Raw genomic sequence first — 14,863 nt, 5'->3', positions numbered from 1 at the left:
ACATTTTCCTCAGTGTATGAGTAAAATGTGTCAACGCTATTCAGGACGGGTCACACAAGTAAAAAAGACCGGGGAGACCCGGTCTTTTTTTATCATGCATTAGATCGGCCTCTACTCTGAGCATCCAGAAATACGTTACGTGCAAGCACCACGCCAGAACCAATCAAACCGCCCAGCAATACCGCCAAGATAAGTGTGACCAGACGTTTGGGACGGTCACGGCGGATGGGCAAATCCGGCTTCATAACATAGCGATAAACATGAATGGTATCCGAATCAACGTTCAAATCCTGAATGTCCAAAAGATTTTGCTTTGTCTGATAATAAGCTGAAGAGAACACCAGTGGTCGCGATGCTTCATTCTGAATCATTGAGGTTAGCGCCTCGCTGCCCAGAAGGAACATAGTATCCTGAGTAACATCCTGTGTTTGTTGAATCTGCGGCGATGTAATGTTCGCCGCTTGGGCAAATTTCAACGCCTCTGCAATCTGTTTAATTCGCAACGCTTTCTGATCCTCAGAAACCTTTTCCTGATTCTGTAGTGAATCGTTCAGATTTTTAGTTTGCTGTTTAATATTATCATTGAGGTCAACGCTAAGCTCTTTTGCGGTTTGTTCATCCACCTGTTGAATATACTGTGCCAGCTGCTTTTGCGCAGCTTCTGCCGTTTCACCAACGTAGGTCACTTTGAGCGGCAGCGACTGACCCTTGACTGACGGTTCTATTGTCAGCTTTTGAGGTTCTTCCTGATTCTCAAGTGTCGCGGCTAATGCGGAGAATGCAGAATTGAAACGCTCAATAGCGCGTACTTGCGTGTCTAACATCGAAGGCGCAGCACTTCCATAAACAATATTCAGGGCATTACTATAGGTGGCAACCTGTGCGGCATCAGGCTGTGCAACGATCGCAGTGGAGGTCCATTCTTCTTGAGCCGTAGCGATGTAGACTCCAGCCAGAATAACAGCAATAACGACAAAAGCCGCAATTATCCACTTCCCACGCCAAAGCTGTGCTAGTAAATCAACAAGATCAAACTGCTCCAGGTCCTCGTTACGACTAGATCCATTACTGTTGTTCTGCGTCATAGAATCCTTAAACGGTTAAAAGCACAAAATATTGTTTGGATAGTGTATCGCTTACTGGCAATTTTTCTATAAGAATCCGTCGAGTTATGAGCAGAGAGGCGAAGTTTTGCTAACTCAACGCTTAGAGGTATGATGAGCTACGGCCTTTTGCGCTAAACGCATTGGGATATTTGTAAACAAAGAGGATTTTATGAAATTTCTTGTCACTGGGGCTGCAGGCTTTATCGGCTTTCATGTTAGTGAACGTCTTCTGGCTGCGGGACACCAGGTGGTCGGGATTGATAATCTGAACGACTATTATGAGATGAGCCTTAAGCAGGCACGACTGGCGCTTTTGGCATCCAAAAACTTCACGTTCCATAAGCTCGATCTTGCCGAACGCAAAGGTATGGAGACGCTGTTCGCCGATGAGAAATTCGATCGAGTGATCCATCTGGCCGCGCAGGCTGGGGTGCGCTATTCGCTGGAAAATCCACATGCTTATGCTGACGCGAACCTTATCGGCCACCTCAACGTGCTTGAGGGCTGCCGTCATAATAAAGTTCAGCATCTGCTGTATGCCTCCTCCAGCTCCGTTTATGGCCTGAATCGCAAAATGCCTTTCTCGACCGATGATTCGGTGGACCACCCGGTATCGCTCTACGCTGCGACTAAAAAAGCAAACGAACTGATGTCGCATACCTATTCTCATCTTTACAACCTGCCGACTACTGGCCTGCGTTTCTTTACGGTGTATGGCCCCTGGGGCCGCCCGGATATGGCGCTGTTCAAGTTTACGAAAGCGATGATTGAAGGCAAAAGTATTGACGTCTATAACTACGGCAAGATGAAACGCGACTTCACGTACATTGATGACATCGCTGAAGCTATCATTCGCCTGCAGGATAAGATCCCTCAGGCAGACGCGGAGTGGACTGTTGAGTCCGGCTCACCCGCCACGAGTTCTGCACCGTATCGTGTATATAACATAGGTAACAGCTCGCCTGTCGAATTAATGGATTACATCACCGCACTGGAAGAGGCGTTAGGCACTACAGCAGAAAAAAATATGCTTCCGATCCAGCCAGGCGATGTACTAGAGACCAGCGCTGACACCCAGGCACTTTACAAGGTAATCAGTTTTAAACCGCAGACTTCCGTCAAAGATGGCGTCAAGAAATTCGTCGATTGGTATCGCGACTTTTATAAAGTCTAAAATCATAAAGCCCGGCATCGCCGGGCTTTAAACGCTTTTCAAACTAACATAATCAATCACTGCCGAAAAGATCGCGGGTATATACCTTATCCGCAACGTCTACTAGCTCCGTTGCCATACGGTTAGAGATGATAACATCCGCTTCCAACTTAAATGCGTCCAGGTCGCGTACCACACGAGAATGGAAAAAATCGTCTTCTTTCATCACAGGCTCATAAATAATGACCTGAACACCCTTGGCTTTTATCCTTTTCATAATCCCCTGAATAGAGGATGCGCGGAAATTATCAGAGCCGCTCTTCATTATCAGGCGATAGACGCCAACCACTTTCGGCTGACGAGCCAAAATAGCATCGGCAATAAAATCTTTTCGCGTCCGGTTGGCATCAACAATCGCCGAAATAAGATTATTGGGTACAGACTGATAATTTGCCAGTAGTTGCTTGGTATCTTTTGGCAGGCAGTAACCACCATAGCCAAAAGAGGGGTTATTGTAATGATTACCGATGCGCGGATCGAGACAAACCCCTTCAATAATTTGTTTGGTGTTCAGTCCGAGGCTCTCTGCATAGCTATCCAGTTCATTAAAATAGGCTACACGCATCGCCAGGTAGGTGTTGGCGAACAGTTTAATCGCTTCGGCTTCGGTAGCGTCGGTGAACAGCACATCAACGTCTTTCTTGATAGCGCCTTCTTGCAACAGCGCAGCGAAACGCTCTGCACGCTCTGAACGCTCTCCAATCACTATCCGCGATGGATGCAAATTATCATATAGCGCCCTGCCTTCACGCAGGAATTCAGGCGAGAAGATGACGTTATCAATACCCAGCTCTTCTTTAATCGACTGTGTAAAACCCACGGGGATCGTGGATTTAATGATCATGACCGCATGCGGGTTAATCGCTGTGACATCTCTAATGACGGCTTCTACGCTGGAAGTATTAAAGTAGTTGGTTTTTGGATCGTAATCAGTGGGCGTCGCGATGATGACATAGTCCGCATCACGGTAGGCATCTTCTTTGTCTGTCGTCGCACGAAAATTCAGCGGCTTATTGGCCAGATAATCTTGAATCTCTTTGTCGACAATGGGAGAGATCTTCTGGTTCAGCATGTCCACTTTGGCTTGCACAATGTCTAACGCGACCACCTCATGGTTTTGTGCAATCAGAACACCATTTGAAAGACCGACATAGCCTGTTCCGGAAATTGTTATTTTCATTGGTTCAACTTCTTCAAGTATGAGTGTCTGGAGGCGACGACAGCGCCACCGCAATAAATAACTGCTGAGTTTTTACCCCTTATGTTTATTGGCTGTCAAGACGGATAGTTTGAAGGGATAATCAGAAAACAGACGAAACTTTGCTGCCATATCGCGACCAGATTATGCAAGGCAAGACAAAATAGGGATAAAAGCGATAAAAAAAGCCCGGTTATTCACACCGGGCCTAAATATTGGACCGAGTTAAATCAGATTAATCCAGCCATTCCGTGTGGAACACACCTTCTTTATCGGTACGCTTGTAGGTATGCGCACCGAAGTAGTCGCGCTGGGCCTGGATGAGGTTGGCAGGCAGCACAGCGGAACGGTAGCTATCGTAGTAAGCAACGGCAGCACCGAAGGTCGGCACTGGGATGCCGTTCTGTACAGCATAGGCTACTACGTCACGCAGAGCCTGCTGATAATCGTCAGCGATCTGCTTGAAGTAAGGGGCCAGCAGCAGGTTGGCAATAGCCGCGTTTTCATCGTATGCGTCGGTGATTTTCTGCAGGAACTGGGCGCGGATAATGCATCCAGCTCGGAAAATCTTCGCGATTTCACCGTAGTTAAGATCCCAGCTGTACTCTTCAGATGCGGCACGCAGCTGAGAGAAGCCCTGGGCATAGGAGACGATTTTACCCAGATAGAGGGCGCGACGTACTTTCTCAACGAACTCGGCTTTATCGCCAGCTGGCTGAGCCAATGGGCCAGACAGCACTTTAGAGGCCGCAACGCGCTGCTCTTTAAGAGAGGAGATGTAACGCGCAAATACAGATTCAGTAATCAGTGACAGCGGCTCGCCAAGATCCAGCGAGCTCTGGCTGGTCCATTTACCGGTACCTTTGTTCGCTGCTTCGTCCAGAATCACATCTACCAGATATTTACCCTCTTCATCTTTTTTAGTGAAGATATCTTTGGTGATATCGATCAGGTAGCTGCTCAGCTCGCCCTCGTTCCACTCGGTAAAGATCTGGGCCAGCTCTTCATTAGAGAGGTTCAGGCCGCCTTTCAGCAGTGAGTAAGCCTCAGCAATCAGCTGCATGTCGCCGTATTCGATACCGTTATGCACCATCTTCACGTAGTGACCGGCACCGTCAGCGCCGATGTAGGTAACGCAAGGCTCGCCGTCTTCCGCAACCGCCGCGATCTTCGTCAGAATGGGTGCAACCAGCTCGTAAGCCTCTTTTTGACCACCAGGCATAATAGATGGGCCTTTCAGAGCACCCTCTTCACCGCCGGAAACACCGGTACCGATGAAGTTGAAGCCTTCAGCAGAGAGTTCGCGGTTGCGACGAATAGTGTCATGGAAGAAGGTGTTACCACCATCGATGATGATGTCGCCCTTATCAAGATAAGGTTTCAGGGAGTCGATAGCCGAGTCTGTGCCAGCGCCTGCTTGCACCATTAACAGAATACGACGTGGAGTTTCCAGCGATTCAACGAACTCCTGAACCGTATAGAACGGAACCAGTTTTTTGCCCGGGTTTTCGGCAACCACTTCTTCGGTCTTTTCACGAGAGCGGTTGAAAACGGAAACGGTGTAACCACGGCTTTCAATGTTAAGCGCCAGGTTGCGCCCCATCACTGCCATACCTACAACGCCGATCTGCTGTTTGGACATTACATACTCCTGTCAGGTGTGGTCACCGCGACTTACGCGCGGCTTGAATGTATCACTGATGTTAACTCAGGAAACGTTATCATGGGTAGTAGCTAATTTGGCGCAAGAGGCCATTATTATGTTATGCAATAAAAATGAGTGTGTTTTCATACCAGTTTGTATGCATATTCAACACTAAAATGAGCATTCCTAGCCTTGCTTCTTTCGCACCACAGCGTAGAGCATTTTCTTGAAACGTTCCGGAAGTATACGAAAAACGGTACGAATTGAAGCGTATTGAATAAATTCAGCAGTGGTGATAAAACCGATTTTGCGTTGAAATAACATGACCTGATACTCGTACTTAAGATATGACAATCCACGCCTTGCCATTAAATCACGGCCGGTGCGCATCCTGAGCAGTACTTCGTCAAGGTTAGCAAACACGGCATTGTTTACAAGCAGCAAACTCCATAATGCGAAATCTTGCGATTTTCTAAACAGCGGGTAACCGCCAACTGCGAGCACTTTGCTTTTTTTGAAAACAACAGACGGATGGCTTACGGCGCTTCTTTTGCGGGCAAAAATCTTGATCTCGTTGTGAGTAAGTGGCACTCGTCTGGTTGATATATACTCACCCGAATCTGTCTCTATTTCATCGATTAGAGTTCCACAAACATCCACATCTGGATTCGTTGCCATATAGTGTATCTGTTTATAAAACCGGGATGGCAAAGCAATATCGTCAGAATCCATCCTTGCAACAATCTCATAGCGACAGTGGGTTAGACCTTCATTAAGTGCTTTAGCCAGCCCCCTATTCTGGGGAAGCTGAACGAACTTTACGACATCGTTGTTAACGCTTTTCGTAAAATTTGAAATGATAGATAACTGTTCTAATGTTAATTCACCATCGGCAACAATGACCACTTGTTGAGGCTTGAGTGTTTGTTCTTGATAGATAGAATTTAGCGCTATGCTTAAATGCTCGGGATTATCATTTTTATAAACACTCATTAGCACCGAAAAATCCGAACTTAAAGGCATCATTTTAATATCCCTCTTTTACCTGCCAGACCATCCTTTATGCCTCTAAGAAAGAAGGATAAACGTTCTTTACCTTTTGGTAAGAAAATGGGATAAAATGCAACCTTTCCGGCTAATTTGATCAGGCTTGATACTTTCCAAAATAGCGGAACATGTTTTTCTCTAAGTAAAAGAAATATATTCCTGGTTGCATAATAGTGTCTGAAAGGACTTGGCATGCCAACCGATATAAGATTCATGATTTTAAAACGGCCATCGCCCAGCCGATGGGCAAGAAGCGCATTCTTATTACGAATAATTTTAAAGCCTGCATGCCTCAATCTCCAACAGTACTCGTGATCGACTGCATCAATGAAGAGATCGTCTCGCATCCCACCAACTGCTTCCCAGGCTTTTTTAGGAATAAGACTTCCTGAACTTAAGGTGCTATCAACGTCATAGTAATTATCAGTAATGGCCGTTCCTTTTTTCACTCGGGCCTTATTGATTTCACCGGTAACTCTATCATAATCCTGAACGCCAACCAGCCCAGGGTTGCGGCCTGCTGCACTCATTTCAAGATAGCAATGCAAAAGCTGTTGGACCATGTCCTCATGTGGCGTGCTGTCCTGATCCATTTGTAAAACGAAATCGGCACCGTTATCGAATGCCCATTGCATACCAATGCTTTGTGCTTTAGCAATACCAAGATTCTCACTAAAATTAATCAAATGTATATTTTGATTGTCTACAAACTTACCTAAATCTTCTTTAGGATCGGAATTATTGCAAATAACAACCTGATCAGTTTGCTTGAGCAAATTACTAATTAAGTTATTCAACTGTGAATGATCTGGATTGTATGCAGTAATAATCGAAATAACTTTAGTGTTCACGTTGATTCCATTTATTGACGTTAAATCTAATTTTTTCTAAAGTAACAACAACCAAAACAATAAACATTACCATTAGAAGCTTAAATACAAACTCCTTACCAAAAAGGAAGTAGTTAAAAGCTTGGTTAATTCTAAATTCTGGTACGATATAAATTAAAAAAGGAATAAAAAATATTTTCCCACACCCTATTAGAAGATCTATTACTTTTATAAAAAAAGCAGAAGAAAATCCAACAACTATAGGTGAAAAGATCAAGCCATAATAACCAAACATTGACCACGCCTCACCCAAATAATAGCTATTAACATTTACAACATCAACATTCTTATATATGTTAATGTAGGGAATTACATCAACATCGGCCCTTGAAGGGCTAATACCTAACCGTTCAATAAAATAAAAACTACTGAACCAGTATTTTTCGTCAGGTTTTATGGAGTTAATAATATGATAAAAACCTTGGTTTTGCCCAAAAATAAATCTATCTAATGAAGTGTTGAAGGCATCATATAAATTAGCATCAATAACATACGCCTGTAGAATTACCACCATAATTGCTACAATAGAAAACATAAAAATTAATTTCATAATAGCTTGATTCCTTAGGTAAAGTATAAAAACCACACCTAAGAAAAGAAAAACAATTGGAGCTTTTTGAGTTTCATAAAGACATTCTATTACAGCAAGAACAAATGAAATAAATAATAGGAATAAAGCACGTTTTCCTCTTCGAGAAGAAAAACTGTAAATATAGAAAACAAAATAGAATTGGAAAACTGATAGTAAAGAAATGATATTACTTATATAGGGTAAATAATAGCTTTGAGGGTTAGTCTGAATATCAATTCTTGCATTATATGCCATTTCAGCATTGCCAGCGATTAAATAAAAAAGCGGCGGTGTTTTAGAAAAAAATAACTTAGCCAAAAGTGCAAACAATGCTATTGAGACAATAATTAGTGCATACCTTTTAGCAGTATTTAAATCAATGCTGGTTGCTACTAGCCTATTATAGTTGTTACAATTAAAGATTTTTAAAAAAAATATATTAATGCATAAGAAAATAATGACTGAATAAATGTACCATAGGCCGATTTCAAATCGAACCCCTTCTGAAATGCCTGAATATCTTTCTGATTCGATCCCAAAGAAAGAAATTCCTAGTACCCCAGGAAATGAAAATATACAAAACTGGATTATTACAAGTAGTGATATCGGATGAGCAGTAATCCCCCTCAACCGGATACCTGCGAATTTATACAATAAATTAGTAATCAAGAAAAATAAAATAGTAAAAAAGACAATTGCGAAAATTGATAACACAGCGCCCTCGCCAAACTTAATTTAATGAGTTAAAATATAAGCAACACGTAGTATTTTCCTTAATGCACGAGGCAATTTATGTAAACCTAAAATATCCATTTTATAGCTACTTAGATACCAAGCAGCAAGACCGGTGTAAAGACCAGAAGCTCTATAATTTACAATTGCAAACTCATGATTTCTCTTATCCAAGTAAATATTACTTTTGCTGAAATTTGAATTATGCACACGATAATTAGCAATAATCTTGGAATTAAAAAAGACTTTAACCTTCGAGGTTAATCTTAAATAAAAATCTCGATCTTCAGCCATCAAATCTTCATCATAATAACCAATTTTATCATATACACTTCTCTTTAAAAGTAACGATGGCCCCGGTACAACCCAATTAAAAACTAATTCTTCGGGCAAGTTTTTAATAATCCTTTTGGGAGAAGAACTTCTATATTTAAAAAAAGCACTATCTGAGACCATTGAGCCCTTGTCATCTACTACATTACAGTCACTAATAACCGCATCAACATCATTAGATTTCATGACATCAATCGCTGTGGTTAATCCGCCAGGCACAAGATAATCATCACTTGCTATGATATATATATATTCGGATGATGTGTAATTTAAACATTCATTCAGAGTTGCAGACACACCTTTATTTTCAGTATGTTTAAGAAAAGTGAAGGATATACCTTTTAATTTATTATGAGTGATGAAGTTATTAATAATTTTTATTGAGTTGTCTTTTGAACCATCATCACATATAATTATTTCGAGCTCTCCTGAATATGCTAGCAACAAGCTATTCAAACACTCTAAAAGATATTTTTCATGATTGAAACAAGGTATTAAAATACTTACTTTAGGAATGTTAACCGTTTCCATTATTATCTCTAACAATATATTTCATCGCAGTAAGCACGAAAATAAAATAAAAAGCGTAGTTAATTAAATAAGCAATATTAGCGCCTTGTGTGTTAAGGTGAGGAACTAATATTGAAGTAATTACTACCAGTAATACGGCAAAAAACATTTCACTTCCAACAAACCATTTAGTTGCACCACGAGATATCATTGGATATGCATAAAGCCAACTGGCGATTTTAAGAACATCACCGACAAGCTGTATGGCAAATAAATCTCTGGCCCCTCTAAATTGCTCGGTAAATAGAATGGTAATCACCAAGTCTCTTAATAAATAAACACATACGGCCATCAGAATTACTATAGGGACAACTATCAATGCAGTATTATTTATTTCGCGTCGAATCTCGATGTATGTTTTTAATTTAGCTAATTGAGGCAGGAAATAAATACCAAGTGCCATTGTCATAACACTAAGGTATACTTCAGATATTTTCCATACAGCCTGCCATTGCCCAGCAGCTTCCCAGCCATCATTAGTTATTATAATTTTTCGTACTGCTATAAGCGCTAAAGGCATACTAATTGCTGAAGCTAAAGCCATAAGGATATATCCTCCAACTTTGAGCCTATGTTCTGCACTTACAGTTCCCAACCATAAATTTATTTTCATCCATGGTTGACTAAGACATAAAACCAACATAACAATACCAATCAGAGCAGATTGTATTGATGCAGCAATCAATGCGCCATTTATTCCCCAAAAGATAATTAGTGTAACCATCACAATGGTTGAAATAAGTACAGACAGGATACCTAATGTTATATATCTTTTATATTGTTGCTGCCCATTAATAACAGAATTAATTACCGTAGATAATGCTGAAAATGGAAGAACAATGAACATTACACATACTAACCAACTATAATTTGGATCTTCAAACAGCCACAGTGAAATATGTTTAGATAAAATAATTCCTGTAGGAATAAGAGATACGCAAAAAATCAAGGCCCACTGTGTCGAAGCGCGCCACCAAGGCGCACATGCAGAAAAACCTCTATCGCAATATTCAGAAGTATATCGCACAACTGCACTACTTGTTGGCGCATTGACAATGCCGTTAAGCATAGTTATTAAATTTTGAGCTTGTCCAAGTACTGCCATGCCTGTGGTGCCGGTATATACCGCAATGATTTTTGAAACTAAAAAACCGGCCATCATTCTGCTTAAAGTAAGTAAACCTGTAAAAAATGTTACACTTAACATTTTTTTCATAACTGGAACTCATTTAACTTCTGAATTACGTAATCAACATCTTCATCAGTCATCGTCGGATCCATCGGGAGTGAAAGAACTTCATTATGTATTGATTCTGTAATAGGAAGTGTAAGCATGTTATATTCAACATATGCAGTTTGCTTATGAGGCGGAATCGGATAGTGAATTAATGTGCTTATGCCTGCTGCACTAAGAAACGCAGATAATTCATTTCTATATTTTGTTTTAATTACAAAAAGATGCCATACACTTTGTTCCGCGACTTCATTATTTGGTAGAACAACTGCTGGGTTAGTTATTCCATTGATATATTTTTTAGCAATATGTTGACGAATGCTGGTATCTGAGTCGAGATAGTTAAGTTTTACACGTAACATAGCCGCCTGAATTTCATCTAAACGACTATTGACACCTTTGTAAATATTCTCATATTTCTTATAGGAACCGTAGTTTCGTAGAGCACGTAACGCTTGATTCAGTTCATCATTATTAGTTGTCACAGCGCCAGCATCACCTAATGCCCCTAAATTTTTCCCTGGGTAGAAGCTAAAACCACTAGCATTACCCCAGTTTCCGGCACGCTTTCCATTTATGCTTGCACCGTGGGCCTGCGCTGAATCCTCTAGTACAAGTAAATCTTTATCAAGAGCATAATCCATTATTTCATCCATCGGGCAAATACGACCGTAAAGATGAACTGCGATGATAGCTTTAGTTTTTTCAGTAGTGTTTTCTTTAATTCCAGCTAGGGAAATATTAAAAGTGTTAATATCCGGTTCAACAAAAATCGGTTTTAAGCCATTTTCAGTAATTGCCAATACTGTTGCAATATACGTATTAGCAGGCACGAGTATTTCATCACCTTCTTTTAACAGTCCGAGCAGTTTCCAGGCGCGAATGGTGAGTATTAATGCATCAAGCCCATTGGCCACACCTATACAATGCTTGGCACCACACCATGCTGCAAACTCTTTTTCAAATACGTCAAGTTCTTTCCCAGCGATGTACCATCCTGATTCGATGACTCTAGCACAGGCTTGTTTAAGTTCTTGTTCATAACGCCCATTAACTGATTGCAAATCAAGGAAATTAATTTTCATCTTTAACATTACCCATAATTTTGGCCGGATTTCCGTATACAACTGCATAATCAGGAACATCTTTAGTCACGACTGAACCCGCTCCAATCATGCATTTTTTTCCAAGCGTGATTCCTGGTAAAATAGTTGCATTTGCACCTATGGAAGCACCTTCTTTAACATAAATTGAATCAAATGGTTTATCATGCTGCTTTGAACGTGGAAATTTGTCATTTGTAAACGCGACGCATGGTCCAACAAAAACATCATTTTCTATTGTAATATTGTCCCAAATATAGACACCTGATTTCAGGGTGACTCGATCGCCAATAATGACTTTACTTTCGATAAGTGTATGCGCACAAATATTGCAATCTTTACCAATTTTAGCGCCATTAAAGACCACTGCATATTGCCATATGCGAGTCCCATCACCTATTTCTTTCGAATTAACATCACTCAATGGATGTATTTTTATCATTATTGGCGATCCTCAAAAAATCATCATAATCGCGAATATAATCGTCCTCATCATAATGGCTATCTGCCAGTACCATCAGTACGCAGTCTTTAGAGAAATCATACATTTCGCGCCACAAGCATGAATCGATAAGTAATCCTTGCCCTGGGTTATCCAGGAGAATTTCAACTCGTTCTGCACCATCGTCAAGAACAAATCGACAAGAGCCGCGAACAGCTATAGCCACTTGTTTTAACTTACGATGTGCATGAAGTCCTCTTCGCACTCCCTCTTTTGTATTAAACATGTAATACACACGCTTAATCTCAAACGGAATATTATTATCTTCCTCAAGAGCTATAAGAGATCCACGATCGTCACCATGTGCTTGCAATGGTATAATTTTGATATCCATTTTTACTCGCTAAATTTATCTGCAATTGTAAACACGAGTGCCAGAGCATCTTTTTCTGATATTGTAATAGGATTTATTGGCCAATCAATTTTTAATTGGTCATCATTCCAGATAATTGCTCTTTCGTATTCTTTGGCATAATAATTATTTGTTTTATAAAGGATTTCACTATCATCATCTAATGCAATAAATCCATGCGCAAACCCTTCCGGTATCCATATCTGCTTCTTATTTTCGGCACTTAGCTCAACACCAACCCATTTTCCGAAGGTTGAAGAGTTTTTACGTATATCAACGGCGACATCATAAATGGCGCCGCGTAGACAGCGGACTAGTTTTGCCTGGGCAACCGGAGCGAGTTGATAATGCAGTCCTCTTAATACGCCCTTTGATGAACGAGAGTGATTATCCTGTACAAAATTTACCGTACGTCCTACAGCTTGCTCAAATACTTGCTGGTTAAAACTTTCAAAGAAAAATCCGCGATCGTCACCAAACACCTTTGGCTCAAAAATCAGGACGTCAGGGATATCTGTCTTGATAACATTCATTGCCTAGTAACCCTTAATCATCTTCAGCAGATATTGACCGTACGCGTTTTTCTTCAACGGCTCAGCCAGTTTTTTCACCTGCTCTGCATCGATAAACCCTTTACGGAATGCAATCTCTTCCGGACAGGCTACTTTCAATCCTTGCCGCTCTTCGATAGTGGCAATAAAGTTACTGGCTTCGATCAAGCTCTGGTGGGTGCCGGTATCCAGCCATGCATAGCCCCGCCCCATCATGGCAACAGAGAGACGGCCCTGTTCCAGATAGATGCGGTTGATATCGGTAATTTCCAGCTCGCCGCGGGCTGATGGCTTGAGATTTTTCGCCATTTCAACCACATCGTTATCATAGAAATAGAGACCGGTAACCGCATAATTACTTTTCGGCTCAAGCGGTTTCTCTTCCAGGCTAATAGCCGTTCCCGTTTTGTCAAATTCGACAACGCCGTAGCGCTCAGGATCCTGAACATGATAGGCAAACACCGTTGCGCCTTCGCCTTTATTGACCGCAGACTCAAGCTGTTTCGGCAGATCGTGGCCGTAGAAGATATTGTCGCCCAGTACCAGCGCACAGCTATCATTGCCAATGAACTCTTCGCCAATGACAAAGGCCTGTGCCAGGCCGTCCGGGTTCGGTTGCACTTTATACTGAAGGTTCAATCCCCACTGGCTACCGTCTCCAAGCAGTTGCTCAAAGCGTGGTGTATCCTGCGGCGTGCTGATGATGAGAATATCTTTGATACCCGCCAGCATCAGGGTAGTGAGCGGGTAGTAGATCATCGGCTTGTCATAGATCGGCAGCAGCTGCTTGCTGACCGCCATGGTGACAGGATAAAGACGCGTGCCGGAACCGCCGGCAAGAATAATACCTTTACGTGTTTTCATTTTTTTCTCTATAAACACAAAATGCCCTTGCCAGGGCATTTATTGAATAATTAGATAGACTGGGCTGTAAACAGTTCGGCGAGCATCCGCTTAACGCCAACATCCCAGGCGGGCAGCACCAGGCCAAAACTCTGCTGAAACTTCTCAGTATTCAGGCGTGAGTTGTGTGGGCGACGGGCCGGAGTAGGATAGGCGGTTGTCGGAACGGCGTTCAGCTTCTGAATTGCCAGCTCCAGACCCGTTTTGCGAGCCTCGTCGAATACCAGAGCAGCATAGTCGTACCAGGTTGTTGTTTCTGACGCGACCAAATGATAAAGGCCAGCAACGTCGGGTTTAGCCATCGCTACGCGAATAGCATGCGCAGTACAATCTGCCAATAGCTCCGCGCCCGTTGGTGCGCCAACCTGATCATTGATCACCGACAGTTCAGCGCAATCTTTTGCTAAACGCAGCATGGTTTTGGCAAAGTTGTTACCTTTGCCAGCGTAGACCCAACTGGTGCGGAAAATCAGATGTTTTGGACAGTGCGCCTGCAGCGCTTGTTCACCTTCAAGCTTAGTCTGGCCGTAAACGTTCAACGGCGCAGTAGCGTCAGTCTCTTTCCATGGGGTTTCCCCATTGCCGGGAAAAACGTAATCGGTAGAGTAATGAACCACCCAGGCATCGATCTGTGCTGCTTCCTTTGCTATCGCCTCAACGCTTGTCGCATTGAGTAACTGCGCAAAGGCTTGCTCAGACTCAGCCTTATCTACTGCCGTATGTGCAGCAGCATTAACAATGACGTCGGGCTTAATCGACCGCACGGTCTGCGCAATCCCCTCAGGGTTACTGAAATCGCCGCAGTAATTCTCTGAGTGAACATCAAGGGCGATCAGGTTACCCAGCGGCGCCAGCGCACGCTGCAGCTCCCAACCTACCTGGCCCGTTTTACCAAACAGCAGAATATTCATGA

15 protein-coding genes are annotated in these 14,863 nt (G+C 42.3%); 1 reads left to right on the top strand and 14 read right to left on the bottom strand.

What is annotated here, in order from left to right; translation table 11 throughout:
- Positions 1 to 92 precede the first annotated feature (92 nt).
- Positions 93 to 1,085 (bottom strand): LPS O-antigen chain length determinant protein WzzB, encoded by a 993-nt coding sequence (wzzB, locus tag RTP97_RS14085; RefSeq protein ID WP_312414682.1) that lies wholly within the window; start codon positions 1,083 to 1,085, stop codon positions 93 to 95.
- Between the two features lie 190 nt (positions 1,086 to 1,275).
- Here wzzB and RTP97_RS14080 point away from each other — a divergent pair, with 190 nt between their 5' ends.
- Positions 1,276 to 2,280, top strand: coding sequence for an NAD-dependent epimerase (locus RTP97_RS14080; protein ID WP_312414680.1), 1,005 nt, complete (start codon positions 1,276 to 1,278; stop codon positions 2,278 to 2,280).
- Positions 2,281 to 2,332: 52 nt separating this feature from the next.
- Here RTP97_RS14080 and ugd read toward each other — a convergent pair whose 3' ends face one another.
- From ugd to rfbD, 13 genes are all read right to left on the bottom strand, one after another.
- Complete coding sequence (ugd, locus tag RTP97_RS14075; protein WP_312414677.1) at positions 2,333 to 3,499, bottom strand: UDP-glucose 6-dehydrogenase; 1,167 nt, start codon at positions 3,497 to 3,499, stop codon at positions 2,333 to 2,335.
- Between the two features lie 253 nt (positions 3,500 to 3,752).
- Positions 3,753 to 5,159 (bottom strand): NADP-dependent phosphogluconate dehydrogenase, encoded by a 1,407-nt coding sequence (gene gndA, locus RTP97_RS14070; RefSeq protein ID WP_312414675.1) that lies wholly within the window; start codon positions 5,157 to 5,159, stop codon positions 3,753 to 3,755.
- 189 nt (positions 5,160 to 5,348) lie between these two features.
- The gene (locus tag RTP97_RS14065; protein WP_312414673.1) at positions 5,349 to 6,188 is read right to left on the bottom strand and encodes a glycosyltransferase; all 840 of its coding nucleotides are present in this window, start codon (positions 6,186 to 6,188) and stop codon (positions 5,349 to 5,351) included.
- Complete coding sequence (locus tag RTP97_RS14060) at positions 6,185 to 7,060, bottom strand: glycosyltransferase family 2 protein (protein ID WP_312414670.1); 876 nt, start codon at positions 7,058 to 7,060, stop codon at positions 6,185 to 6,187. The genes RTP97_RS14065 and RTP97_RS14060 overlap by 4 nt, the downstream gene beginning before the upstream one ends.
- Positions 7,050 to 8,384 carry an O-antigen polymerase gene (locus tag RTP97_RS14055; protein ID WP_312414667.1) on the bottom strand — a complete coding sequence of 445 codons (1,335 nt, stop codon included), beginning with the start codon at positions 8,382 to 8,384 and terminating at the stop codon, positions 7,050 to 7,052. The genes RTP97_RS14060 and RTP97_RS14055 overlap by 11 nt, the downstream gene beginning before the upstream one ends.
- Positions 8,385 to 8,405: 21 nt before the next feature.
- Positions 8,406 to 9,266, bottom strand: coding sequence for a glycosyltransferase (locus tag RTP97_RS14050; RefSeq protein WP_312414664.1), 861 nt, complete (start codon positions 9,264 to 9,266; stop codon positions 8,406 to 8,408).
- Positions 9,253 to 10,521, bottom strand: a complete 1,269-nt coding sequence (locus tag RTP97_RS14045; RefSeq protein WP_312414661.1) for an O-antigen translocase — start codon at positions 10,519 to 10,521, stop codon at positions 9,253 to 9,255. The genes RTP97_RS14050 and RTP97_RS14045 overlap by 14 nt, the downstream gene beginning before the upstream one ends.
- Positions 10,518 to 11,624 carry a DegT/DnrJ/EryC1/StrS family aminotransferase gene (locus tag RTP97_RS14040; protein WP_312414659.1) on the bottom strand — a complete coding sequence of 369 codons (1,107 nt, stop codon included), beginning with the start codon at positions 11,622 to 11,624 and terminating at the stop codon, positions 10,518 to 10,520. Before RTP97_RS14040 ends, RTP97_RS14045 begins: the two co-directional genes overlap by 4 nt.
- Positions 11,614 to 12,081 (bottom strand): acyltransferase, encoded by a 468-nt coding sequence (locus RTP97_RS14035; RefSeq protein ID WP_312414688.1) that lies wholly within the window; start codon positions 12,079 to 12,081, stop codon positions 11,614 to 11,616. Before RTP97_RS14035 ends, RTP97_RS14040 begins: the two co-directional genes overlap by 11 nt.
- Complete coding sequence (locus tag RTP97_RS14030) at positions 12,059 to 12,478, bottom strand: FdtA/QdtA family cupin domain-containing protein (protein WP_312414657.1); 420 nt, start codon at positions 12,476 to 12,478, stop codon at positions 12,059 to 12,061. The genes RTP97_RS14035 and RTP97_RS14030 overlap by 23 nt, the downstream gene beginning before the upstream one ends.
- Before the next feature lie 2 nt (positions 12,479 to 12,480).
- Entirely contained in the window at positions 12,481 to 13,029 is a 549-nt protein-coding gene (gene rfbC / locus RTP97_RS14025) for a dTDP-4-dehydrorhamnose 3,5-epimerase (RefSeq protein WP_312414654.1), read from the bottom strand.
- 3 nt (positions 13,030 to 13,032) lie between these two features.
- Complete coding sequence (rfbA, locus tag RTP97_RS14020; protein WP_312414651.1) at positions 13,033 to 13,911, bottom strand: glucose-1-phosphate thymidylyltransferase RfbA; 879 nt, start codon at positions 13,909 to 13,911, stop codon at positions 13,033 to 13,035.
- A gap of 50 nt (positions 13,912 to 13,961) precedes the next feature.
- Entirely contained in the window at positions 13,962 to 14,861 is a 900-nt protein-coding gene (gene rfbD / locus RTP97_RS14015) for a dTDP-4-dehydrorhamnose reductase (RefSeq protein ID WP_312414648.1), read from the bottom strand.
- Positions 14,862 to 14,863 lie beyond the last annotated feature (2 nt).

This window comes from Pseudescherichia sp., from assembly GCF_031998825.1.
In the GTDB taxonomy this organism is placed as follows: Bacteria; Pseudomonadota; Gammaproteobacteria; order Enterobacterales; family Enterobacteriaceae; genus Pseudescherichia.
The sequence above is the reverse complement of the archived record's forward strand: the minus strand, read 5'-3'. Positions and strand labels throughout refer to the sequence as shown.